We start from the raw sequence: 26,011 nt of genomic DNA on the forward strand, positions 1-26,011 counted from the left end.
CACACCTCGGTGCCGTCATCAAACGGCGCCGTCTACAAACCAACTTGGAGAAAAAGAATGAAACGTTTTACGGCCTTTTGTTTGATTGCCCTATGTTTGATCGCTCCATTAACCGCCGCCGACCAGTATTCGCTCGTGATTGATGCGGGCAGCAGCGGTTCACGCATCTACATTTACAAAGTCCAGCCCAACCAACACGACGAGCTGCCGGCGGTAACTTATGTCGATAGTTCTTCCGTCAATCCCGGCATTTCCGATTGGAACGAAGATCCCGCGGCGGCCAAAGCCAACCTACAGACCCTCGTCGACTTCGCGAAAGAGAAGGTACCCGCCGACGCACAGAAAACGACCCCGTTGCGCCTGATGGCCACCGCCGGCATGCGCATGCCCATCAAAAAAGAGCGCGACCAAATTATGAACGATGTCAACGGGTTCTTCAGCGCGGACGGGTCCTTCGCCTACAAAGGCGGGGTGATTTTGGCCGGTTCTTACGAAGCGCTGTATAGTTGGATCGCGCTCAATTATAGCAACGACCAATTCGACCCGGCCCAAGCGCGCGAGGGCATTTTGGAGATGGGCGGCGCATCCACACAAATCGCTTTCCACCGCAAAAAAGCCTTCAAACGGCACCACATCGGCCGGACCTTCCGCGGCAAGGAGTACAATGTTTACGCCCGTAGTTACTTGTTTATGGGCCAGGTGGAAGCCATGAAGCTGTCGGTTGATTCACCGTGTTACCCGAAAAAGTATCCCATGGATTTCGGTTTCGGTACCGGTGATTTCGACGATTGTTCCAACGAGATTATGGAGCGATTTAATTCCATCTGCGAGAATATGGAGCACAGCCGCGGTCCCCACTGCATCTTCATGAATCCGGTTAAATCCCGAGCGAACATCTCTTATTTTGCCGTGCCGGCCTTCAAGGAGACCTTTGAATTCTTTGGTCTGACCCCGGACGTGGATCTAAACACGTTGGCCGAAAAAGGCCGTGAATACTGTGCGATGGATTGGGACGCGCTCAAGGAGCAATACTCAGGAATTCACCCGTTTTTCCTCAAAACCTTCTGCTACAACGCGGCCTACTTCCACACCTTGATTAAAGAGGGTTACGGCTTTGAAGATCGCGGGGCAAAGATCCTGCCCAACGACGGTAGCTGGACCTTAGGTGCGGTGATCGACACCAACCTGGGCAACGAACCGGCCGAATACAAGGCAGGCAAAAAGCCAAAATCCTAACCCAGCCCGGGGCACGACGCTGCCCCGGTTTTTCCCTCCGAAGGGGGACAGACCCCCTTAACTATTTTGATTTATTTGCTTTATGCTCCCCCTCTACACCTAGTCACAGGGTTCCCCCTTTTTTCAGTTCAACCAGCGCATCGCGTGGTAACAGAAAGGCTTTAGCCTTTAACCGCAAACAGGTCCACACCAACCAAAACCACTTCCAGCCTTCATTTAGACCAATCCTTAACAGGACCACGGCGTCGCAACGCCTCATCGTTAAGTGGGACGCCGCACTGCATGGGGACAGGCAAGTCTAAACTCCTCTTATATTTGGATTTCTATTTTTCTTTGGGTGCACACCGGCGGTTCCGCACGGGGACGGGCAAGCCAAAACACCTGCCACTTGCATTCTTTTTTTCCATTGCCCCCAAACAGCACCCACATACCAACAAGATCAACCGACTAGAAACCATTCAACATTTCAAATAAACCACTGATTAAATCTTTTTCGCCTTGTAATTTTCTAACGCTCAACTTTGCCGACTGCTGCTAGAATCACATTTGCCAAACCTCGCATGGAGATTCATGAAAAACAACTTCATGCGTAAAAATACGCACCACCGACACGGGTTCCTCTGGAAAGATTCGATAAAGGGATTTGTTCAGAACGCCCGACCTAATTTAGCTCAAGAACACGTCAACCGGCTTCTTGGCACTACCAACCTGCGAACCTGTGAAACGACGGTCCCCACCTGTCAGTTTGATGAGGTTTTAATCGCCGGAAGGATTTTTATTTGCCAAAAGACAGGTAGCGTCCGAGGGTTTCGCAAACACAACGGCAATCCGGTTGGTCGACCAATCGGGGGAGGCACAACATGAGTCGCCGCCCCCGAATCAAACTCGAAAAACCCATTGCCTACTATCACGTGATGAACCGAACTGCGCAACAGGAATTTTACTTTGGCGATGGCCATGTCCCAGGCTTCAAGCAAGTTATGCTGGACAAATTCCAAGAGGTAGCATCCGTTTTTTACGTGAACATTCTCGCATGGGTGATTATGGACAACCATTATCATCTTTGCCTTGAGGTTCAGAAACCGCCAAAGGATCCCGAAGATCTCAGAATTCGATTTGAACGTCTCCAGGAAATCAATGAAAGCAAAAGGCGATGGCAACCAGAACTGGCACATGCCTGCTATAAGCGCTTCACCGATCTATCCGAATTCATGAAATCCATTAATATGCGGACAGCGATTGCGTTCAATCACGCCCGAAAAACAAAAGGTCATTTGTGGGGCGCCAGATACAACAGCAAGGTCATTGAGGATGAATCTGGTCTCCTAAAAGTCATGTGCTATATCGAGCATAATCCAGTAAAGGCAGGTATATGCAGAAAATCATCGGCTTACCCTTGGTGCTCTGCAGGCCGTCTGAAGCTTGAGCTTGCTCAAAGGAAAAAGATTGATTTCCCCGCAATCGATTTTCTAAGAAGGATACCCCGCAAATGTCGCGCTCGTACCTATGTCCAGTTCGTTGACGAATTAGCGCTGAGACTCTACGGCCCGCACTCAAAACGCGAAATGGGCGATGAATCATTCGAATTACCCCTAACCGATGCCGAGCTCGATGAGTGGCGGAATGCGTTTGCAACCAGAGCACCTGAGGATTGGTCAAACCAAGCATTTGGATCAGAAGAATTCCACCACCAGATAGCCCTGAAGGAACAAACCAAGGGGCAAAAGATGACAAAAGTCCGCCAAGAGGGGGTTAAGCGAAGGCGCTTCCGTTCTGAGGAACGGCCCACACAAAATAACAGCACAAAACCACAAGGCAAATAAATACAAATACTTAAAAGAAAGCTATCTTGTATTAACGCCAAAGGTGTGTCAACTCGCAGGCAGTTAGCCCGCATTTCTCACAAAGATTCGGCGCAAGAAGCTGAAAGTCTTGTTGAGTACGAAGATTGCGACCGAGAGACGCCACAGGGGTTCGACTTTTCGCGGGGCCGACCATTCGGGGTCCGACCTATCGGCGTAGCAGCTGAGGCAAAGGCGGCTCGACCGAGTAATGCGCAAGGCCGCCACTCGCAATCGCATGGGTGCCCCGTGGCAGAATTCCTCGTGAGAATTGCAGGTTAGCGAGGAGATTCTTGAAAAACGGGCTGCTGAGTCCCCGCTCTTTCGCATAAATGAACCTCTCCTTCCCCCACAAACTCTCCAAGTCATTACCCCCCTGTGACAAGGCCTCTACCTAATTACGCCTTATCCCCATTTAAACCAATCACTTTCACTTGCCTGACCCCCTTTCGGCCTTTCGCCTTATCCCCATTTAAACCAATCACTTTCACTTGCCTGACCCCCTTTCGGGGGGACTCCGAAACTTTCCCCCGCCTGTCACAACCCGAGACAATTTTCCAATTACCTTCCGAAACTTACAGGCACTCAGCAGTCACCTTCCGGACAATCCACCTCACTGCTTCTGATGACAAGGTTTCTACCGCTGTACGTTTTATCCCTATTTAAACCAATTACTTTCGCTTGCCTGTCCCCTGCCGAGGACTTTCGCTTGCCTGTCCCCTGCCGAGAATTTCCGCAACCTTCCTCCGCCGAAACGCACTATGCTATAGGGATACCATCTCTTACACCAACAACCCTCCTTGGAAGGAATTACCCTATGAAAACCTGGTTTGGTTTATGGTTGCTTTGCCTGACGCCCCTACTCGCAGCAGACACCCATATTCAGCTCATCTTGGATGCCTCCGGCTCAATGTGGAACAAGTTCGAAGACGGGCGCTATCGCATAACCACCGCCAAAGACGTGCTTCAACAAGTAGTCAACAGCCTCCCCGCTGAAAACGCCGGTCTGCAAGTCGGTCTTCGCATCTACGGCTCACGCGTCAGCCATAAGGAAAACGGCGCCTGTGACGACACGGCCCTATTCGTTCCCATGTCCGGCGTGGATCGGGACCAACTCCTCAAAACCATTCGCAAGGCACGCGCCTTAGGTGCAACACCCATCGCAAAATCCCTAACGGCCGCGGCCGCGGATTTCAGCGGCATCCAGGGCAAAAAGTCGATCATCCTGGTTACCGACGGGCTCGAATCTTGCGGTGGCGATGTGGAAGCCGCCGTCGCCAAACTCAAAGAAGCCGGCGTCGATGTTGATCTGCGCATCATCGGCCTGGACCTAGACGACCAAGCGGTTGCGGTTTTTTCCCGCTACGCAACCCTAGAAAATGTCGCCGACGCGGCCTCGCTCAGCAAGGTACTTTCCGCCGCGGTTGAGGAACAGGTTACCCTGGAACGCAAGCAACTACCGGTTACGGTACGACTCACCCGCAAGGGCAAAGCGGTCACCGATGCCAAAGTCATGCTGGTAGATCCGGTCAAAGCCACCCAAGACACCTTCTCCCTTAGTCAAGGCCGCTACCAACTGAGCACGCCCCCCGGCTCCTTCGATATCGCGGTAGACGACGTCCACAGCGGCCCCAAAGTGTTCAGCGGTATTGCCGTCAACGCCGACCAAAAAAACGAATTCAGCTTCGAACTGGCACCCGAAAGCGATGCCTCCCTCCGTGTCTCGGTCAAAGAAGCGGTAGCAGGTTCAGCGGTTACCGTTTTCTACGAGGGCGCACCCACGGGCGGAGAACCCTGGATCACCATTGTCACCCCCGAGCAAAGCGACGGTGCTTACCGCGACTGGAAATACGCGCCCGACGGCAAAGGCCAAGTAACCATTTACTTGCCAGGGGAAGTTGGGCCCATGGAAGCACGTCTGGTCGCCACGCAACCGATGGGCGGCGAAATCGTACTGGCGCGCGCCGAGGTGACCGCCACCAAACCCGAAATCAGCCTCGACGTCGCAGCGAACTTGCCAGGCGGTAATTACTTTGAGGCATTCTGGACCGGGCCGGACAATCCAGGTGACTTCATCACCATTGTGCCGGCGGGCAGTGCGCCCGGCGCTTATGAAAGCTACCAATACACAAAAAAGGGTTCGCCGTCACAATTACTTGCGAAGCCTGAGGCAGGCGATTACGAGGTGCGTTACGTCAGTGGTGAGAACAAAGTCCTGGCAAGCACCAGGGTTGTGATCCAAGGTGCCACGGCCGACCTCGAAGCCCCGCAAAGCGCCATGGCAGGCGGAAAAGTCACGGTCTCCTGGCAAGGCCCCAACGGGCCGGGCGATTATATTTCGGTAGCCGAGGCGGGTAGCAACGATACGGCCTACAGCGGTTACGCCTACACCAAAGACGGCAAAGCACTCGCAATCGACCTGCCGGTCAAACCCGGCGCCTATGAGCTGCGATACATGGTGGGCTCAGGGGACAAACTGTTGGCACGTCGGCCGCTTACCTTGACGCCGGCCAAAATCACGCTGGATGCACCGGATAAAGTCAAAACCGGCGCGCCCATTGAGATCAAATGGCAAGGTCCCGACGGTGCCTCCGATTACATTACAATCGTCAAAGTCGGCGCTGCCGCGGCGTCTTACGGCGACTACCGCTACACGCGCGATGGCTCACCGGCGACTTTGACCGCACCGAATGAAGCGGGCACCTACGAAATCCGTTACAACAACGAACGCGCAGGGGCCGTCCTTGCCAAAAAGGCGATCACGGTCGAGTAATACCCGGTCGCACATTAAAAAACCCGCGGCGTCCTCAAACATCGCGGGTTTTTGTGTTACGCCCTGCGTTAGGCGACCGACTCGGCGTCGGCCGAATGAACGACATGCAACCCTAAAAATTCTTGGGTGTTGCCTTGGGTGGCGAATGAGGCACGGTACACGAGTTCAACGGTCCCCGCTTCAGTATCGAAATACAATCCGTCTAAAGCCATGGCGCCCGCATCTCGGCGTGAACGGAACACACACCGGCACAAAAACTCAAGACCGGGGAGATTAAACTGAATGGTGCCCTCGTGTGAAAAGCCGGTTAAACAAACTTTTTCGTCACCGCGCAAGGGGTTCAGGGTTTGTAAATCGGGATGGGCGGCCTGGAAAAAACGGGGCTGAATGTCACGCGGGTATCGCGGTGCGCGTTCGGCCAACCAAAATGAATCAAAAGTGCCTGCATATCGCGCGCGTGAGGGCCACGAGGGTGAAATCAACCCATAACCGGCGGCGAAGGGTCGATCCGTATAACGCTGAATCAGGGCACCGGGGTTTTCCAAATTTGGCAAGGGTTGTCCCGCGGCGGCGCGTTTGCTTTCGTAATAGCCGATCCCCACGGGGTTGCGTGTGTCAAGCCCGCCACTTTGCCCGCGCGGGTAACGGCTGCGTCCGCCGTATGCACGTTCGTAAACCAACGGCATTTCCGCAAAAGCCTCGGGCGCGGACGGGGTTAACCCCACCAAACGGCGTTTCCAAACACGATCCCCGTAAACACGCACCCGTTTCTCGACACTGCCCACCTTGAGATGGGTTTCCATTTCGGTCAGCGGCACAGCACCGGGTGTGCGTGCCTTGCCATAAAGGGCGATATCGCAGCCGGGACGAAAAAGGACGGCTTGCTGATCGGCCAACAAACTCGACTCGGGACCAGCGGTGAACCGTTCACCGCGCGAGACCGATTTTTGGCGCGCCGCGGGCTGAAGCGGCCCGTGGGGATAAGCGCCGGCGGCTGGAAGTAAAAAAGTAGCACTGAGCACGGCGGTCAGGTGTTGGCCGCCGCGGGCGTCGCCGGTAACAAAGTAGTCCAGCGAAAAGGGGGTCGGATTGTGAACGAACTTCATGGATGATTTTCCCTCAAAAGAAATGCCGACCGGCGGGGAGCAGATCGAAAAGAGGCGGTCACATCAGAAGAACCAACGGAGATGATGACGCGAAACCTCAAAAAAGGGCGGCAAGGACGGTACAAGAAAGTAAGCCAACGACGCGCCGTTCAGAAAACATCCCCAGGAAGCGTCGTTTTCCGTCAAAAAATGAATCATAAGAATGGGAAACGCCGAGAGATTTCAACACGGCGGGTTAATTCCAAAACTGTTATACAGCTAATGCACCGAGGTCAATGCAAAAGACCGGTAAAACAGCGGGGACTGTGTATCTGGTATCACAAAAGGCTCGCTCCGATCACCGCTTCAGGCCCGAGTTTGCGCGGGTAATGATAGGGTTTAGTGAATCGGTAGGCTGCCCCGGCCGATGGAGCAGGGTCTAAAACCGTAGGATGGTGGACCTTATTGGCAGACAGCCATCGTAACGCCGACTCTCCTTTTCACCTACCCCGCCCGTGTTTTCCCACGGTTGCGTCATTCCTACAGAGCACCTTCCCTCCCTGACAGGCCACCAAACTTAGTGAAAGCGGGTCGCCCCGATTCATCGTCCGCCTTGAAGGCAAGGTCACGGATTGTTTTTTTGTTGAGGTTCGTTATGTTTGACATCCAAAATGATTCTTTACAGGGTTCCCTCCCCGTCGAGGCACAACACGCGATGGACCGTTTCATTTCGGCCCTTGACCGCCGCGAGGACTTTTTAAACGACCCCTTCGCCGCTTGGTCCCCACTCGCCGCGATGGAACAACGCATCTGGGAATGCGGTGGCGAGATTTTGGCCCAACCCGAAATCTATGCTGATTTCATTCGTGAAATGACGTCCTCACGAGACACACGCCTGGTGCGCGCGGGCATTTGGTTGTCAGCCCTCATGGACCAAGGCATCGAACAGATCGGCACCGTACTTGAGAACACGGATGATTTGGACGAACCCGAAACAGCGGCCTTTCTCAAAGCCCTTGGCCGCGGCTTGGAAAGCGTGGCGGGGGAAAAAACCCTGCCGCTCATTTACATTTTAGCCCGCGCTAAAGACCCGGTACGCCGCACCTTTGCAGCCGCCTACCTGGGTTACCGTCGCCTCAACATTCCCATGCTGCTGCTAACCCTAATTGAGGATGACGACGAAGCGGTCGCCGCGGAGGCCGCCATCACCGCGGGCAAACTGGGCGTGATTGAACTACGCCCCCGCCTGGAAAACAGCATGCGCGAACGTTACCGCACCGGCGACCTAGCCGGTCGCGACCATCTCGCCTTGGCCCTGCACCTGCTCGGCTCGCCCCTTCCCGGGCTTCACGCCCGCGCCTGTCTGCAAGCCCAGGAACCGATCTCCAACCGGCTGGCGATGTTGATGGCGATTGACGGCCGCATGGAGGACGAGGTGTTTTTTCACCAAATGGCGGCCAACCCGGAACAGCCCAAATTCTGTCGCCACATCTTGGCTGCCTGGGGTTTCCCACAAGCGGTGCCGATGCTGATCGACGCGCTGTCGGAACATCCCGACAAAAGCGCGGCCGTGGCCGATGCACTGTATCAAATTACCGCCGCGCCACTGTGGCACCGGGACGACACGGCCCTTGCCGATGCCGAGGTTATCACCGAAGATCTGGAAGACGCGGAAGCGTTCGACGAGGAATCCCTCGACAGTTTGGACATGGAAAGCCTCGACGGCGAGGATTCCCTTGAAATGCATACGGCGGAGGAGCCGCCGCAACCCAGCATCGACCCGATGCGCTGGCACCATTGGTGGCTGGATCACCAAGACCGGTTTGATTCGGAGACCCGTTATCGCTTTGGTCGCCCACTTCATGCCGACGTGCTGCTGAGCCAGTTGGGTTCGGAACACGGCTGCTTGCGCGAGCGCCGCCGCGCCCTATGGGAACTGGCGCGCTGCAAAGGTTTTGGGCCGGGCATGGCATTTGAACCGGATTGGTGGAGCCAACACCAATACCATTACCTCGCGATCCTCAAAGAGCGCCTCAATGGCGCGTCGGATCCCGAGGCATAAAACCGAAGCAGCGCAATAGGTCGCACGCGTCTGGAGCGACCCCGGCCCGCTGTTCCAAACCATTTCGCTCCAGATCTTTAGCCAAAAGCCCCCGCTTCAGCCCTTCTTAGGCAAAAAAGACCCATCACCCAATCGAGATTTTGCCAAAACAAAAACGGTGAATGCGACACAACCTGTTTCATTTTTTGTTTCGCGCTGTGTCACACCTGTCTCACATGAGACGTGACACATGGTGTGACACAAAAGCAAACAACATAACCCAAACATTTACACACACTTACACATACTACCAAGTTGGTATCGCGATTGCTCCAGGCTGCTGGGTGTCACAACACACCAGGAGGCGGCCATGAACCAATCTGTTTTACTTGCCGATGACGACACACACCTGCGCGGCGTGTTCGCCCTGTTTCTGCGGAGCTTGGGCTGGCACGTCGCCGAGGCTTCCAACGGGACGGAAGCCTTAAAAACCTTTCGCAAATCGCGTATCAAACCCTCGCTGGTCGTACTCGACATCCGCATGCACAACGACGGCCTTTCCACCTGTCGCACCTTTAAGACCGACACCTTTATTAATAAGACCCCGCCCAAAATTGCCATTCTTTCCGCCGCCGACCGCGACAAATACGCGCCACTTGCCCGACGGGTCGGCGCCGACATGGTCCTTTCCAAACCGATTACGCCGCAAAACCTCCACGTGATGCTGCAGCGCCTTCTTTCCCGCGATCCCGAACAGCTTGCCGCCAAAAGCGTCCACCAGGAAAAGCCGGTGGTAGCGCACGGCATGGCCATGGCGATGCTTTTCAAGTTGCCGCGGGCCTTGGAAGGCCCCAAACATGAGGCTAACCTGGCCATCGCCCTGGAAAACACCTGCCAGATCTTACGGGAAGAATACGGGCCGCGCTGTTCCATCAAAAAAACCGATAAACGGTCCGCCTTATTACTTTATGTGGAGAACAACGGCGGTGCGGCCCAAGTCAACGCCCGCGCCCAGCGCGTCCTCAAGCGGCTCGACATGCTCCAACACTGTATCGCGGTCGAACTCAAAGCGGGCCGCCTCAGCCGCTATGGCGGCATTAGCTTAGAGGCCTTAACCCGCCTTGCCGCGAAACCGAGCTTGCCCACGCTGACCCGATACCTCGAAAACACGGTACAGCAATCCGCGCAACGCGAGGAACGCGGGGTGGTCACCGCGGTGGAACGCTTCACCAGCCAAGCTGTTTAACGCATCACCAACCTGAAACCCAGAGCGAGTAATGAAGAGGAGCACCCCCTTGACGGAACAAAGCCCAAACACCTGCCCCGCCGACCTGGCCCGCGCGCAAATTGAGCTCGGCAGTCTGAAACAAGAGCTTGCCGGCCGCCGCGCAGACCAACAGCGATTGTTACGGCTGAGCAACATGCACGAATTATTGGGTCAGATCGCCACCTTCTTTAGTGGTCGCGAGGAGCCGGAGATCGGTATTCGCGAGAAGCTGAAATGCGTCGGGGATTTTTTGAATGCCGAAACCGGGTTTGTCCTGCCGCTCAAACGGAATAGCGATTGGGTGCGTCGGGCGGTGTGGTGGCACCAGGACGAGGATCCGAACAGTGATCGACGCAACCAACAACGCCATTTCCAAACAGCGATCACCAATTTCCTGAAACGCGAAAGGGTTGAAGCGTCTCAAGACATCCTTCAAACGAACCCGGTAATCGCCGCCGATTTGCGTGCGCACGGCCTCGAACCACTGCTGCTGTTTCCCATTTCGATTTTTGGTGAGATCCACGGCATTCTTGGTTTCGAGCACCGCCAGGGGCTTTCGCCCTGGTGCAACACCGACAGTTCCTTGGTGCGCCAACTGGGGGAACAGTACGCGCGTGCGCTGGAACGGGTGGCACGGGATCAAGAACGCCAAGTCGCGGCGCGCCGTTTGATGGAAGCGGCGGCCTTGGCAGAGCGCGCCAACCGCTCCAAAAGTGATTTTCTGGCGCGCATGAGCCACGAAATTCGCAGCCCGATGAGCGCGATTGTCGGCTACACGCAAATGCTGACGCGCGGTAATTTGGACGAGCAAGAAGTAGAAGATATCGGCGCCAACATCAGCCGCAACGCCCAACATCTTTTGTCACTGATCAACGATATCCTCGACCTCTCCAAAATCGAAGCGGGCCACATCCAATTAAAACAAAGCACCCACAACATCCGTGCGCTGGTGGGCGAAGTGATCGACCTGATGCGGGTGCAGGCCAATGAGAAACTGCTCGACTTGTTTTGCATTATCGAGGAGGACGTGCCCGAATCCATGCATACCGACGAATTGCGGCTACGGCAAATCCTGATCAACTTAATCGGCAACGCGGTGAAGTACACGGACCGCGGCCACGTGACGGTTTCCATTCGCCGCGATTTGAGCCATCCCGATCAACTCACGATTTCCGTGGCCGATACCGGCATTGGCATTGTTCACTCCGACCTTCCCCGAATTTTTTCCCCGTTCTCACAAGCAGACGGACGCGGCTACCGCGAGGGCACCGGCCTGGGCCTCAGCATCGTCAAACAATTGCTCGGGTTAATGGAAGGCGACATCGCCGTACGCAGTCGGCCAGGCCGGGGCAGCGTTTTTTCAATCCGTTTGCCGCTGTGCGTGGGGAACTTGGCGGCGTGCAAGGAACAACCCAAAAGCGCGCCAACCCATACCCCGGGCCCGGTACCGGCCCGTGCCTTGGCGGGCAAACGCGTGCTGCTGGTGGACGACGGCGAGGACAACCGCCGCATCTTAACCTACTTCCTCAAAGAAGCCGGCGCGGAGGTGTGCTGCGCCGAAAACGGCCGCCGCGCGGTGAAACAGGTCAGAACCGCGGCGACGCCTTTTGATCTGATTTTAATGGATATGTTGATGCCGGGAATGGACGGATACGCGGCAACCCGAACGCTGCGCACCCAAGGAATTTCCACCCCGATTGTGGCGCTGACCGCGCAGGCGATGGTCGATGATCGCGCCAAGTGCCTGGATGCGGGCTGCGACGACTACCTGGCCAAACCGGTCGCACCGGAACGATTGGTCAAAACGGTGCACGACTATTGCGTGGCCAAGGTACAGCGGTTGCAGGAAACCGCGGTGGCGGAACCCGAAATGTCCGAAAACCTCAAAATCGATCCCTCACCCCTGTGGGAGCACCCGAAACTGAAATACATAATTGCCGATTACGTGAACGCGATGGCGGGCGCGGCCAACCAACTGGATACCGCCATTCGGGAAAAAGACCGCGGCAGGTTGCTGGACTTATCGCATCGCTACCACGGTAACGGCGCCAGCTTTGGTTATCCGGTGGTCAGCGAAGACGCCAAAACCCTGGAGAACCATCTCAAAACCCACGCCCCCTTGCCCTCGGTGTTGCAGGCCGCCCATCGGCTGGTCGACGATTTGCGCTTTATTCACGCCAACCACGGCAGGGACTTGCGCGAGGGACAGCCAATTGCTAACTGAACAGCGCGACCTTTCAAACAAACCGCTCAGCGGAGCGCCTCGGGAAACACGGCGCCCGCGTGAGAGAAAGGTCCCCGTGATCGGTCACCCAGGTTATAAGCCGGCGACACGGCGAACTAAGGCGGTATCCGGGCTAAGCTCGCCGCGATGCATCAGGGCCGTGGGCACCATAAAATCGGCGTTGGGCAGACGCTTGCCAAAATGACATCCTAGAACAAAACGCGGCAAAATCGCGCGATCAAGGCTGAGACACATCTTAACCCTCCTCCGCGATGCTTTCCCCATCGGGCGTCAGGCAATGTTCGTTTATCCGGCGAGTGATGCGTACGTTGCTTACCATGGCATGTCACAAGATGAACCAACGGCAACCGCAAATACTCCAGATTTGACAAACAATAGACGATAAGCCCAGTGAATTAGTTGATTCCGCATAACCCAAAATTTCCGGTGCGAACCATCCAGATCACGACCCGCTTGTCCTTCGCACCCCGTTTCGCTAGGATGTGCGTCGGCCTTCCTCAACCTTCATCAAAAAAATACCGACCTTTTTTGGAGACGCCATGCCTGCTTTCGATGTGATCGCCTTCGACGCCGACGATACCCTCTGGCACAACGAGACCCTGTTCACCATGACCCAAGACAAGTTCGCCCAACTGCTGGCACCCTACCACGACGAGGCCTGGATCCGCCGAAAGCTCTACGAAACCGAGATCCGCAACTTGGCCTACTACGGCTACGGCGTCAAGGGTTTCACCCTTTCCATGATCGAAACGGCGATTGAGCTTACGGAAGGGCGCATCAGCGGTGGTGAACTCAAAAATCTGTTGGATGAAGCGAAACGCATGCTTTCGGCGCCGGTCGAACCACTCCCCAACGTCGAACCGGTTGTTAGTTCGCTCGCGGCCGATTACCCACTGATGTTAATCACCAAGGGCGACCTCTTCGACCAGGAATCCAAATTGGCGCGCAGCGGGCTTGGCCCGCATTTTCAGATGGTCGAGGTGGTCAGCCAAAAAGACGTCTCCACCTACCGCGCGGTATTTGCCCGCTACGATCTTGAAGCATCGCGCGTATTGATGGTGGGTAACTCGGTGCGTTCCGATATTTTACCGGTGCTTGATTGCGGGGCGCACGCGGTCCACGTCCCCTACCAAAGCACCTGGGCTCACGAACAAGCCGACGAGGAAACCCTCAAAAAATACCGCTTCCCGGTGCTCGACGACATTCGCAACCTGCCCGGCCTCATCACCGAGTGGGCCGGTTAAGGGGACTTTTGGCGATGGTCGGTCTTATAACTCGAAGTTGAAACCGCGCTCCACCAGGGCCTCGTATTTGCCGCGGTCAAACTCATAGAGTTTGGCCGCGCGGTGGGCAACCTGCTTTTCGGTTTCACCGGTGTCGATGAGCAAACCCATGCTCTGGATTTTTTTGCGGAAGTTCCGTTTATCCAACTGCTTTTCCAATACCACCTCGTATAGGTGTTGCAGTTGCGAGAGCTTAAAGCGGGTAGGCAGTAACTCGAAACCAATCGGCTGGTAGCGGACTTTGCCTTTCAAACGGGTGATGGCGGTATCCAGGATGTCGCGGTGGTCAAAAGCCAATTCGGGATGGTCGCGTAAGGAAAACCAATCGGTGGCCTCGGCATCACCGGAGGCACGCAAATTTTTGCCCTGCAACTTGACCAGCGCGAAATAAGCAACCGAGATAACCCGGGTACGCGGATCCCGTTCCACCGCGCCAAAGGTGTACAGTTGCTCTAAAAAAAGATCGGAGAGGCCGGTCTCCTCCTCCAACTCGCGTCGCGCCGCTTCCTCCAGGGATTCATCCATGCGTACAAATCCACCCGGCAGGGCCCACTGACCTTGAAACGGGGGCAGCAGCCTTTTCACCAACAAGATCTTTAGGTCGCCTTCATCAAAGCCAAACACCACGCAATCGACGGTGACGGATGGACGGGGGAATTCATAGGTATAGGTCATGGGTCCTCGTTTCGTTGCTTGTTTTCCTTCTGAGTGTAAATCCTACAGTAACGCGAACAAAGGACCAACCGGAAAAGCGTCGCGACCTTAAGGAAGGTTCTCATGTTAAAAACCAGGAATCGTCTTACTTCTCAGATGGAACTATTCCAGTGACAATTTCAAGAAAATATTAAACCAACCGGTCTACTCAACCTCAATTTGCTTTCATGCAACCGTCCCTCACTCATTAAACCCAACTTAAACAACTCTTTTTCAACTATTTGTGATTCATTTTTTGTTGTTCAAACAAGCGAGTGATCTAAAGAGAATCAAAGTCACATCCTGGTTGCTGATGATTCTGCGAAGAATATGGTCTAAAAAAGTGAAAACTTTTGCTTGCGCTGACCGTTAATAAAATCTAAATTAGACCAATCGGTCAAACGGAACCCACCCACAAGGAGCCCCAACATGAGTTTTGACATTCAAGGCAAAGTAGCACTGGTCACCGGCGCCAACCGCGGCATCGGCAAACAATACGTAGAAACCTTCCTGGAGCACGGCGCGGCCAAAGTTTACGCCGCAGTCCGCAATCTGGACAGCGCGCAACCCCTGGTTGCCAAATACGGTGACAGGGTGGTTCCCGTCCGCCTTGATGTTGCCGACAACGCCACCGTAAAAGCCGCCGCACAAGAGGCAAGCGACGTGGACGTCGTCATCAACAATGCCGGCATCCTGCGCACCGCCAACCCGCTGGAAGAAAAAGCGCTGGACACCCTGAGCGAGGAAATCAACGTCAACGTGGCGGGCCTGCTGCGTGTCGCTCAAGCCTTTGCCCCCATCCTCGCCAAAAACGGCGGCGGCGCCTTGGCCAACCTCAACTCGGTTGCTTCCCTGAAAAATTTCGCGGCCTTTGCCACTTACGCGGCATCCAAATCGGCGGCCTATTCCATCACCCAAGGCCTGCGCGACACCCTTAAAGAACAAGGCACGATCGTGGTAAGCGTTCACCCCGGCCCCATCGCCACCGACATGGCGAGCAGCGCCGGCTTTACCGAGGTCGCCGAGCCGCCCACCCTGGTTACCGAGGCGACCCTACAAGCGTTCAAAAACGGCGACTTCCACGTATTCCCCGACACCATGGCCAAACAGGTGGGCGCGGCCTACCAAAGTTTCGCCGAAAACGTCATCGACGCCGACTTCTCCGGCGAATAATTCCCCCAAAAACCATCCTCAACCCTGCCTCCGTATTTCAGGCGCCGGTCTCCACAACCGGCGCCGTTTTTTTACGGGAGCGTGGCCAGCGCCGCCTCGAACCGAGCCCACAATGCATCAAAGGACTCCAAACCCACCGAAACCCGAATCAGGTGGGCATTCACCCCACAGGTCGCGGCCCAATCGAGCTCGTGGTAATGGGCCAACAAGGTATAAGGACAAGCCAAGGTGAAGTTGGTGCCCAAACTCGGCCCCTTGCAAACCTCGAGGCGGTCGTAAAACAGCGGGGCATTTTCCGCGCCGTCGACCAGTTCAATCGAAAACAAACCACCGTAACCCGGATTGGGACGGCGACAAAAACGCGTGTAGGTTTCACGACAGGTCAGCGCGGGATAATGAACGGCAGCCACTTTTTCATGAGCGACCAAGCGCGCGCACAACCGCGCGGCGGTTTCATTAACCCGGGCAAAACGTTCGGAAAAATCCGCCCCGTACTGCTGGAGCACGACCGCATCACCGGCATAAAGCAAATCTTCAAAGAAATGGTCACAATGACCGCGCAACACGCGGTACAGGTCACTTTGCGGATTGAGTACCAGCGCACCGCCCATCACATCACCGACACCGCTAAAGTATTTGGTCAAACTCACCACGGCGATGTCCGCGTGGGGGAATGGATTGAGGTTGGCAAAACAATCCAAGGTCACGTCAACCACCAAGGGCGCGCGCCGCGTGCGGCACATGACGGCGACCCGCTCTAAATCAACGGTGGTCAACAAAGGATTGGCCGGGCATTCGGTAAAAACAGAAGCAACCTCACCTTTCCCAAGCGCATCAGCCAAGGCCTGCATATCGGACGCATCACCACGGGGAAGAAAAACCACACCTTGCCCGAGCTTCTCCTGGACCTTCAGGGTATCCACGTAGGGGAAACCGAGTTGACAGGATGCAACCCCCGGCAAAAGCGCGCCGGTTACGCGGTGCGCGAAGGTGATCGCGGCCATGCCGGTGGGAAACAACAACACATCACCGGCGTCAACCCCGGCCAACGCGGCGATCTGGGTGCGCAGGGCGTTTTTGGCCTGCAAACCCGCGGCACGGGGCACGGGTTCATCGGTCAAGGCCTGCTCGGCGCAGCGCGAGCTAACAATTTCACCGCTGTGCTGCCAGTAACTTTTGACAGTGTCAAAATGATCGGCCTCACAAATCAAGGCGTGGATTTCCCCGAACCCGGTTTCAACCACACGGGATTCAGCCCCGTCACGGCGTTTCAAATACAGGCGTGCCCGCCGGGCCACGCCGGCCGAGGGAAAGGAGAAAACGACCTCGGTCGAGGTCGCCTGCTCTTGAGCGATGTGGTGATTGAGGCGCGCAACCAAAGGGTGAATCACGAATCGCGGGTAACCGCAACTCAGCGCGCTTAAAACACGCGCCTCGCCTTCCTCGTAATCAACCACATCGCGCCAGCGCGGCATGGCAACCGAAACCGCGTGACCGGAATCCGGCAACGGCAGCCCCAGGTCGGAATCTCGCCAATTAGGTGAGGTGATAAGATCGCGCATAAGCTCCTACCCTTTCAAATCCAGCTTCAAGGTCCGCTAACAAATCATCCAATTCTTCAATACCGACACTAAAACGCACAACGGCGTCGGTGATGCCGACCTTTTCACGCACCTCGCGCGGTACCGAGGCATGGGTCATGGAGGCCGGGTGGCAAATCAGCGACTCGACGCCGCCGAGACTTTCGGCCATTTTAAAGAATCGCAACTGCTGCAAAAAGGCGCGGGTCTGCTCCAGGGGCAAGCCCAAATCCGCGACAACCACACCCGAGCCGCCACCGCGCATCTGGCGACACGCCAGCATATAGTCAGGGTGCGAAGGAATGCCGGGATAACGCACCCACTTCACCCCCGGCTTCTTCTCGAGCCATTCCGCCAAACCGCGCGCGTTTGCCTGGTGCTGTTTCATCCGCAGCGCCAGGGTTTTCACGCCGCGGGCAATCAGCCAGGTGTCGAAGGGTGAAGGATTGAGGCCCAGTGCTTTTTGGGCGAACACCAACTCCTCCGCCCACTTGGGATCGTTGGTACAAACCACACCGCCCAGGCAGTCGGAGTGCCCATTGATGTATTTGGTGGTGCTGGAAAGCGACAGGTGCGCACCAAGCTGAAGCGGCTGCTGCGTGAAACCGCTGGCAAAGGTGTTGTCGACCAACAGGGTGGCGCCGGCGCGATGACAATGAACGGCGGCGCGTTCGATATCGATAATTTTAAGCAAGGGATTGGTGGGTGATTCCAACCAAACCAGGCGCGGACGCAGCCGTTCAATCGCCTCAAAATTGGCCTCGTCGGTGAAATCCATATAAGTTACGTCAACGCCGAATTTTTTAAAGACACGGTCAAACAGGCGGAAGGTACAGCCGTAAACGTTTTCCTCGGCAAGCACGGTATCGCCGGACTGAAGCGTGGAAACCACCGCGGTAATCGCGGCCACGCCGCTGGAAAAGACGGTCGCATATTCGGCTTTCTCCAGGGACTGCAGCACACTTTCAAGGTTGCGGAAGTTGGGATTGCCGCTGCGGGTGTAGTCAAAACCGCCGGCGTTGCCGTATTCAAAAGTGGACGTGGCGTAGATGGGTGGGGTCACGGCGCCGGTTTGGTCGCGGTAATCGCCGCCGTTGTGAATGGACCGGGTCGCAAAACCTTCGGGTTCGCGCTTGCGGTTGGGGTCGATGTTGCTGCAGCGATACGGAAAGGGTACGTCGCTCTCGGGGAAAAGGGCGTCGAATTCAGTGCTCATGTTCGTCCTCGACAGGGATACAACGAAGGCCGCCGCTCGCAGGTGGCCCCGTCGGCGGAACGGGTCACAGGGAACGTCTTTCATGCCGAACGCTTGGGGGAACAGACGGCAAACAACGATGGATGTATCGGGTACGGTCACCGGCGGGGTGTCGGCGACGGGTCAGGGTTTGGTCCTGGAAACAGACACACGCATTGGGGAATGGTTCTCGGATGAAACACCCCATCGATTGGGGGAAGGATGCGGTGTTTCGAAGGTTAGGGTGAGGGTCGGGGTGGGTAAAGCGGGAAGAGGCCGGCAAACGCGGGCATCACATCACAAAAGATGGGTAGCAGGTGGGAAAAAATAGGGATTGGCGAATGAGAACAACCTGTACCACGGCCCGACTCCTTAACATAATGGCTCGCAGTATAACGAAAGGAACGCGAGGGAACAACCCCAAGTCGCCGAACATCTCGGTTTTTCGTGGCTGAACAAAAAAAGCGGCCCACGGGAATGGGAAGCGGCAAACGCAAAAACTTTTTTTTGTAAAGCTAAGGAACAAACAGCAGAAATCACAAACCCACACATAAACTCTGGCTTATATGACATTTAACACCAAAGAATCGACCAAAATGGGCTTTGATAATGACCCCAAAATCGGTTCCTTGCCCGAGTTATCCCTACCTCAAGGTGAAATTTACGCTTGACCTTTGTCTTTTTTGTTATTTAATTAAACAAACTCTCGCCAGGTCAGGCCGAACGTGGCCGCAATCACAGATTTCCCGCCCTAAAAAAGCGATTGTAAAGCGGTAGCAACAACTGCCGAATGCCGCCCTTTCTCGCTTGGTCCTTCGCTTTCAGCCGACCATCTCACGGGGTTGTCCTTTCGTTCTGTTGCTTAACAAAAAACATCTCCGCGGTGCCTTTCGTTTCACAATGTTCCTAGGAACACCCACCCCCTGGGTTTCTTTGGGAGAACAACGCACCGCCGACCGCGCTTCGACGCGGTCTCCAATTGCCTTTCTTTGAGGAGAGAAACATGTTGGTTCCTTTTCGCCGCCTTCACGGTCGGCTGACGGGATTGCTGTGCCTGCTGTTGGTCACGGCTTCCTTAAATGCTCAAAGCATCGAATATAAAGTAGATTTTAACGTTGCCTCGGACTGGGGTAGCGGCCATACCGGTCAATTGACCATCACCAACACCGGCCGGGACGCCATCAACAACTGGGAACTCAGTTTTGATTTCGATTACCGGATCGACAGTGCATGGAACGCGTCACTCAGCAGTGACGGCGCCAATAGCTACACCCTAACCGGACCCAGCTGGGGTTCCACCATCGCACCCGGTGCCTCGGTCAGCGTAGGCTGGAACGGCAGCCCCGGCGATGTACGCGGCACACCCACCAACTACCGTCTCAACGGCCAAGCCCCCGGTGGTGGTGACGGCGGTGATGGTGGTGACGGCGGCGACGGCTCCGACGGTTCCGATGGTTCCGACGGTTCCGATGGTTCCGATGGTTCCGACGGTTCCGATGGTTCCGACGGTTCCGACGGTGGCGACGGCGGCGATGGTTCCGACGGCGGCGACGGTGGTTCCTGCGTGACCACACGCTTTAATGTCTCCTCCTCATGGAGCGGCGGATTCGGCGGCGAATATGTGGTTGTCAACGACTCCAACCAAACCTTGACCGACTGGACCCTGGTCGTCGACCATGATGTCCAGATTGGTTCTCACTGGAACGGCACGGTGACCATGGGCCCCGAGGGTTATGAGGTACGTCCCACTTCCTGGAACAACACCCTGGCCCCAGGCGCCACGGCCACGGTCGGTTTCAACGGCACCTATACAGGCCGTGAGGTTCCCCAACCCCGCGCGATGCGGTTGGTCGGCCAAACCGGCTGCGACGGTTCTGACGGCGGCGACGGTGGCGACGGCTCCGATGGTGGCGACGGCTCTGACGGCACCGATGGTGGTGACGGTGGCGACGGCTCTGACGGCACCGATGGTGGTGACGGTTCCGACGGCACCGATGGTGGTGACGGTGGCGACGGCTCCGATGGTGGCGACGGCTCTGACGGTACCGATGGTGGTGACGGTTCCGACGGCACCGACGGCGGCGACGGTTCCGACGGCGGCGACGGCGGCGACGGTTCCGATGGCGGCGACGGCGGCGGCGATTACGGACGACGTGTGGTTGCGTACTACACCGCCTGGAGCATCTACGGCCGCAACTTCCAAGTAGCCGACATCCCCGGCGACAAAATCACCCACATCAACTATGCCTTCGCCAACATCTCCAGCGACAACGTCATCCAAATCGGCGACAGTTGGGCCGACGTGGAAAAATCCTATCCCGGCGACACCTGGGATCAACCGATCCGCGGCAACTTCAACCAGCTCATCAAACTCAAGGAACGCTACCCCCACCTCAAAACGCTGATCTCGGTCGGCGGTTGGACCTGGTCGGGACGTTTTTCCGATGCGGCCCTGACCGACGCCTCGCGCGCCAAATTCGCGGCCTCCTGCATTGACTTCATCCGCACCTACCAATTCGACGGTGTCGACCTCGACTGGGAATATCCAGTCGGCGGCGGTTTACCCAGCAACGTCTACCGCCCGGAAGACAAGCGTAACTACACCTTGTTGCTGGCCGAACTGCGCCGCCAACTCGACGGTCTGGAAGCCGAAACCGGCAAAGACTACTTGCTGACGGTAGCGGTCGGCGCCGGTTACGACAAAGTCGCCAACCTGGAAGTGGCCGCCATGGCCGACATCCTCGATTTCATCAACGTGATGACCTACGACTTCCACGGCGCCTGGGAAAACACGGCCAACCACCATTCCCCGCTGTACGCCAACCCCAACGATCCCAACCCCAACCCCGAAATCCGCGCCAAGTACAACACCCACGCGGCGATTAACGAGTACCTGCGCGGCGGCGCACCCGCCGACAAACTCGTGATCGGTATCCCCTTCTACGGTCGCGCCTGGAAAGGTGTGCCGGCCACGGACGGCGGCTTGTTCCAGGAAGGCGACGGCGTACCGCCGGGCACCTGGGACGACTGGGCCTCCGGCGCCACCGGCGTCAACGACTACTGGCAAATCGCGGAATTCGCGGCAAGCGGCAACTACACCCGCTACTGGGACGACGTCGCCAAGGCGCCTTACCTGTACAGCCCCAGCCAACACGGCGGTCACTTCATCAGCTACGAGGACAAGGAATCCCTCAACCTCAAGCTGGACTACCTGAAACGTCGCGGCTTGGGCGGCATCATGTTCTGGGAAATCTCGGCGGACGACCGTAGCTTCGGCCCCGACTCCCTGACCGATACCATCCACAAAGGGTTGAATCCCTAAAACCGCGCTGCTACCCGCCGCCACGGGTAGCCAGGGCTAAGCCACAAACCAAAAGGGTTACCGAACGCAAGCTCGGTAACCCTTTTTTCTTTTTGGGGTGTCCCCCGCGGTCGCGAGACTTTGCCAGGTACTGCTGGAGATCAACGCCCTTTTCGACAAAACCGATAGCGCCGGCCTGCTGCGCTCCCTGATCAGTGCCGCCCTAACCGATAGGGACAAACATCTTGGACGACGACCCCGCGTTTCAAGGACCCGACCAGGCCGCCTTCCGCGGACCCAGCCGCCAGACGGTTGGTGCGTTTGCCACCCAAATCGGCACCATCAGCCGCTGCCGGTGAACGAACCTGGTGCGGCCGCCTCCCCGCGTGGTCGCACCACATAATATATGAAAGGCCGCGGTCCGACGCGGCCTCACTTTTTTGCCTTTCTTTCATTAAAATAGGCCGCGGTCTTACGCGGCCTCACTTCTTTGCCCTGCTTTCATTAAAAAAGGCCGCGGTCCGACGCGGCCTCACTTCTTTGCCCTTCTTTCATTAAAAAAGGCCGCGGTCCGACGCGGCCTCACTTCTTTGCCCTTCTTTCATTAAAAAAGGCCGCGTCCCTACGCGGCCTCACTTCTTTGCCCTTCTTTCATTAAAAAAGGCCGCGTCCCTACGCGGCCTTCCTTGTTTACGGTTTTGGTTTGGTCTTAAGCAGCGTGACGGCGACGAAAGTAGATCACACTTCCCATCATCAACAGGACCATTGCGATCAACGCCCATTCGCCCAAGGTAGGCACCGTTTGCACCGCGCCGCCGAAGTTACCGGCACCGGCTTGACCAACCTCGTACAAAGCATCGGGTTGAATCAACACATTTAATTCAGCCGTGCCGTTATCGCCGATGGTCACGCGCTCAACGGTCACGGTACCGTCCGCGTTGGTAATGCGTACATCGTAGGAACAACCGGCGGTGCCGGAAACAGTCAGCCCGGTGGTGCCGATCGCACCCAGGTTGCTAATGCGCGGTTCGGCACACAGGCTACCGGGCGCACCCGCCTCAACCTGAAGGCCGTCGGTGATCATCATGTCGATGGTGGCCGTACCGCCCGCACCGACCAACACCCGTTGGATCGAACTGGCGCCACCCGGCTGGGTGATCAACACGTCGTAGGCGCAATCGTAGCTGCCGTTAATGGTGATGCCGTTTTGACCAACCGGGGCCAGGTCAACCGTGGGCGTGGCGCAAGCCAAGCCAACCTCGAACAAGGTGGTGGTACCGCTGACCTCGTTGCCAACCGCCAACATCGGGATCAAGGTGGGGCTGTCGGCGGCGGAGATGAAGGTCAAGCCCTCGGGGCCGAGATCACCGGCCGCGGCCGTTTCAGCGTCGGCACTGAAATCGCGGTTGTTGATGTAGGTAACAAAAGCGGGCGCCGTTGGCGTGGCCAGGTTGTACATCGCGATGCCGCCCACCCGTTCCAGGCCCACAAAACCGTAGTTGACACCGGCGATTTGACCCACGGCCACGCCCTCGGGTTCGGGACCTTTGTCGTCGGAGCGCGAATCGAATGAATCGTTGTCGTCGTTGTTGCTGTTGAAGTTGTTCGCCAATTGGGTCGAGGTCAAAACTTCCAAATCATCGCCGGAATCATAGACCAAGGCACCGGTAGCGCCGTTCCAAACGGAGAAGGAACGGGCACCGTAGGCGTAAAGTTCGTCGTAGTCCATGTCGTTATCAGTGTCACCCAAGGTGGTGGTGATTTTCAAACGACCCAGGTTTTCGTTTTCCTGCAGGGTAGCGGCGTTGGGAAACGCGGTGGGGTCCAACGTCAAATCGCCGACGCGTTCTTCCTCGCTAAAACCGCCGTAGTCACGGCTATCGCCTTCGTTGGCGGTAAACAGATAGGTTTGGCCACCGCTCTCAAAAGCAACCATGGCGTCGGGTTGGAACATGCCGAAAACCGGATAGTTGGCGATGTTAATCGCATCGTCGCGGTTGGAGGCGTCGATACCGTTGCCGGCCACGCTGTGGTCTTTAAAACCCAGACCGATCAGACTGGTCACGGTACCGGCGTTGACATCAACCACGGCCACCGCGTTGTTTTCCTGGAGCGCGACCCAGGCGGTCGCGGAATCGGCGGAAACCGCGATGTACTCGGGTTCCAAATCTTGAGCCACGGTCGCGCCGGGGGTGAAAATGCGAATGCTCGCATCCAAGGTTTGACCGTTAAACGCGGTAAATCCCGCGGTGGTCACATTGCCCTGGGTCAGGGACGCCACGCCGCCGGAGAGGTCGATAATGCTGATAGACCCCTCGGGATCCGTGGTGATGTCGTCACTGGGTTCCCCCTCATTGGCCACCAACACCTTGCCGCCGTCGGGCGTGAAGGTCAGCATGTCGGGCAACGCACCCACGGTCACTTGGCTTTGGAAGGTGCCGCCGGTGTTAAAAAACACCACCACACCGTTGTCGGTTTTGGGATCCGCGGCCACGGCAACCGCAACCGTGCCGTTGTGAACGGCGACGCTGTTGGCTTGATCCCCGTAACTGGAAATATCGATGGTAAAAGCAAGGGTGGGGTTGGCAGGATCACTGATATTGAGGACGTCAACCGCGCCACTGGCGCCGTTTACCACAAACAAACGGTCGGTGGCGGCATCGAAGGCGACAATTTCCGCGGCGCTATCGTCAAAAATCCCGGTAGCGTACGTGCCCTTGACCGACAGGCTAATCGGCGTGCCGGCACTGACGAAACACAAAAAAGCCATAAGGCTGAACAACAAGAGACAGACATTTTTCATAGAACGAATCTCCAGTGGATGAAGCGATTGGGTGTCTTGAAATACTAGGGGTTCCCCGCTTGATTCCTGATCGGCGAGGAACGACCGGGTTGGTGACCCCCCGGTGGGTGATGCCACATAAAAGCGGGTGGCGCGGCCGGAAGACGGCCCGTACGAATCCGGCTCGGCGAATAACCGAGCCGGCGACCCAAACCTTTCCGAGGAATGCCTGCAATAAAACAAGCCAATCCTCAGAAGTTGGTGGGGTACCCGAAAAAACAGCCAAGTATCCAGCCCCACCGTGAAAATTTCATGAGGGTACCGTGATCAACCCTGTAGATCGCGACAGCGTGGTCCCATGCAGGGCACCTAGCCCGCGCTAATGGAACAGAGAGTGTATCCCCAAGCGCCGGTCCCCCAACCACGACAAGGGTTCAACCTTGCCACCAGTTTGTTCCGGGCTGTGCTGGTCTTCGAGTTGGGTCATCGGTCCCAAATCTTCCGCCTGGAGCGTGGTCAGACGGGTCATCGGCCGGTAATCAATTTCAACCCCGCTTTTCGGATGGTTGCAAGCCAGCCCCAAATGCACCCCAAACGCACCGCGTTCGCGACAGCGGGGACAGCGGAAAAGGGTGAGCAGGACATGGGATTGCAAGGCGCGGTTGATGGCGGGATGCAGCCTGGTCAAATAAGACCAACGCGGCTCGGCCAGTGCTTCGAGATCGACCTCGTCTTCCTTGGCGGCGGCAAGATAAAACCGCCGTGGTTCCGGCAACCAAACGCGGCATGATTCACAGAACACGCGGCGGCAACCGACCGCCCGCATCCCCGCGGGCAACACAACGGCCACCCATTCCACCAACCAGAACAACCAGAGGTAGGCACTTTGGGGACGGTGGTGGAAATGGGAGGGCCATCCGTTTTGGGCAACATCCAGCATCATCACAAACCAATACTCGGGTTGTTGGATCAGCACCGCAACCGGTAGAGGGGACACCGTATTCAGCCCGTTGTGACTGATCAACAACGCCGTCGCCCATGAAATGTAAAGGGCCAGGGTGGCGAGAAAGCCACCCATCACAAAAGGAATCATGCGGTTGCGACAGCGGCCCCACCAACCGGCGAGCGCCGTGGCCCAGCCCACCCCGTACCCCAACAGCAAGGCAAGCACCAGGGAACCCAATCCGAACACCGGATTATGAACCGTGGCGAAGCCGTGCAGGTAACCACCCGCGCCGGCCGCAAGCAGGGCGAAGAACAAACAAACAGGATACAAAGGGCCGATTCGACCGCTGAGTTGATAAGGGGTTCGCTGCATGGTGCCTCAATCAACCCACCCGGCGTTGTTGCTCTGGGTCTGCCGAACACCGCGCGGCGGTGTTGGGTGGGCATGTTATGGAACCTGATCTAAGCTGCTCGGCTGGGTCCGATCTCGCGAGGGGAGGACGCGGTATTACCCCCAAAGGGCTTTGGGCTT

16 protein-coding genes are annotated in these 26,011 nt (G+C 56.7%); 9 read left to right on the forward strand and 7 right to left on the reverse strand.

The features are described from left to right. Positions 1-57 precede the first annotated feature (57 nt). From J3U88_RS12675 to J3U88_RS12685, 3 genes are all read left to right on the forward strand, one after another. Positions 58-1,236 (forward strand): acetate and sugar kinases/Hsc70/actin family protein, encoded by a 1,179-nt coding sequence (locus tag J3U88_RS12675; RefSeq protein WP_207859136.1) that lies wholly within the window; start codon positions 58-60, stop codon positions 1,234-1,236. A gap of 860 nt (positions 1,237-2,096) precedes the next feature. Then, positions 2,097-3,059 carry a transposase gene (locus J3U88_RS12680; RefSeq protein WP_207859137.1) on the forward strand — a complete coding sequence of 321 codons (963 nt, stop codon included), beginning with the start codon at positions 2,097-2,099 and terminating at the stop codon, positions 3,057-3,059. 835 nt (positions 3,060-3,894) lie between these two features. Further along, positions 3,895-5,850 carry a vWA domain-containing protein gene (locus tag J3U88_RS12685; RefSeq protein WP_207859138.1) on the forward strand — a complete coding sequence of 652 codons (1,956 nt, stop codon included), beginning with the start codon at positions 3,895-3,897 and terminating at the stop codon, positions 5,848-5,850. A 68-nt stretch (positions 5,851-5,918) separates the two neighbouring features. Here the strand turns inward: J3U88_RS12685 and J3U88_RS12690 are convergent, their stop codons facing one another. Then, positions 5,919-6,956 carry a DUF2169 family type VI secretion system accessory protein gene (locus J3U88_RS12690; RefSeq protein ID WP_207859139.1) on the reverse strand — a complete coding sequence of 346 codons (1,038 nt, stop codon included), beginning with the start codon at positions 6,954-6,956 and terminating at the stop codon, positions 5,919-5,921. A gap of 634 nt (positions 6,957-7,590) precedes the next feature. Between J3U88_RS12690 and J3U88_RS12695 the strand changes: the two genes are divergently transcribed. The 3 genes from J3U88_RS12695 to J3U88_RS12705 all read left to right on the forward strand — a co-directional run bounded on the left by J3U88_RS12695 (position 7,591) and on the right by J3U88_RS12705 (position 12,467). Beyond that, complete coding sequence (locus tag J3U88_RS12695) at positions 7,591-8,997, forward strand: hypothetical protein (protein ID WP_207859140.1); 1,407 nt, start codon at positions 7,591-7,593, stop codon at positions 8,995-8,997. A gap of 349 nt (positions 8,998-9,346) precedes the next feature. Further along, the gene (locus J3U88_RS12700; protein ID WP_207859141.1) at positions 9,347-10,222 is read left to right on the forward strand and encodes a response regulator; all 876 of its coding nucleotides are present in this window, start codon (positions 9,347-9,349) and stop codon (positions 10,220-10,222) included. A 49-nt stretch (positions 10,223-10,271) separates the two neighbouring features. After that, positions 10,272-12,467: an ATP-binding protein gene (locus tag J3U88_RS12705; RefSeq protein ID WP_207859142.1), complete on the forward strand. Its 2,196-nt coding sequence runs from the start codon at positions 10,272-10,274 to the stop codon at positions 12,465-12,467. Positions 12,468-12,560: 93 nt separating this feature from the next. Here the strand turns inward: J3U88_RS12705 and J3U88_RS12710 are convergent, their stop codons facing one another. Then, the gene (locus J3U88_RS12710) at positions 12,561-12,722 is read right to left on the reverse strand and encodes a hypothetical protein (RefSeq protein ID WP_207859143.1); all 162 of its coding nucleotides are present in this window, start codon (positions 12,720-12,722) and stop codon (positions 12,561-12,563) included. A gap of 305 nt (positions 12,723-13,027) precedes the next feature. On the opposite strand from J3U88_RS12710, the gene J3U88_RS12715 reads away from it, so the two are divergent. Beyond that, the gene (locus tag J3U88_RS12715; protein WP_207859144.1) at positions 13,028-13,732 is read left to right on the forward strand and encodes an HAD family hydrolase; all 705 of its coding nucleotides are present in this window, start codon (positions 13,028-13,030) and stop codon (positions 13,730-13,732) included. 24 nt (positions 13,733-13,756) lie between these two features. Here the strand turns inward: J3U88_RS12715 and J3U88_RS12720 are convergent, their stop codons facing one another. Then, on the reverse strand, positions 13,757-14,446 hold the full coding sequence (locus J3U88_RS12720; RefSeq protein WP_207859145.1) for an NUDIX hydrolase: 690 nt from the start codon (positions 14,444-14,446) through the stop codon (positions 13,757-13,759). Positions 14,447-14,893: 447 nt separating this feature from the next. Here J3U88_RS12720 and J3U88_RS12725 point away from each other — a divergent pair, with 447 nt between their 5' ends. Continuing rightward, positions 14,894-15,637, forward strand: a complete 744-nt coding sequence (locus J3U88_RS12725) for an SDR family oxidoreductase (RefSeq protein WP_207859146.1) — start codon at positions 14,894-14,896, stop codon at positions 15,635-15,637. A gap of 71 nt (positions 15,638-15,708) precedes the next feature. On the opposite strand, the gene J3U88_RS12730 is transcribed toward J3U88_RS12725, so the two are convergent. Both J3U88_RS12730 and J3U88_RS12735 read right to left on the reverse strand, forming a co-directional pair. Further along, on the reverse strand, positions 15,709-17,199 hold the full coding sequence (locus tag J3U88_RS12730) for a PLP-dependent transferase (RefSeq protein ID WP_207859147.1): 1,491 nt from the start codon (positions 17,197-17,199) through the stop codon (positions 15,709-15,711). Continuing rightward, on the reverse strand, positions 17,174-18,433 hold the full coding sequence (locus tag J3U88_RS12735) for a trans-sulfuration enzyme family protein (protein WP_207859148.1): 1,260 nt from the start codon (positions 18,431-18,433) through the stop codon (positions 17,174-17,176). Before J3U88_RS12735 ends, J3U88_RS12730 begins: the two co-directional genes overlap by 26 nt. Before the next feature lie 1,021 nt (positions 18,434-19,454). Between J3U88_RS12735 and J3U88_RS12740 the strand changes: the two genes are divergently transcribed. Next, complete coding sequence (locus tag J3U88_RS12740; protein WP_207859149.1) at positions 19,455-21,773, forward strand: glycosyl hydrolase family 18 protein; 2,319 nt, start codon at positions 19,455-19,457, stop codon at positions 21,771-21,773. Positions 21,774-22,461: 688 nt separating this feature from the next. Here the strand turns inward: J3U88_RS12740 and J3U88_RS12745 are convergent. Further along, the gene (locus J3U88_RS12745; protein WP_207859150.1) at positions 22,462-24,555 is read right to left on the reverse strand and encodes a choice-of-anchor I family protein; all 2,094 of its coding nucleotides are present in this window, start codon (positions 24,553-24,555) and stop codon (positions 22,462-22,464) included. 358 nt (positions 24,556-24,913) lie between these two features. Further along, complete coding sequence (locus J3U88_RS12750) at positions 24,914-25,852, reverse strand: hypothetical protein (RefSeq protein WP_207859151.1); 939 nt, start codon at positions 25,850-25,852, stop codon at positions 24,914-24,916. Between the last annotated feature and the right edge of the window lie 159 nt (positions 25,853-26,011).

It is taken from the genome of Acanthopleuribacter pedis (assembly GCF_017377855.1).
Taxonomy (GTDB): domain Bacteria; phylum Acidobacteriota; class Holophagae; order Acanthopleuribacterales; family Acanthopleuribacteraceae; genus Acanthopleuribacter; species Acanthopleuribacter pedis.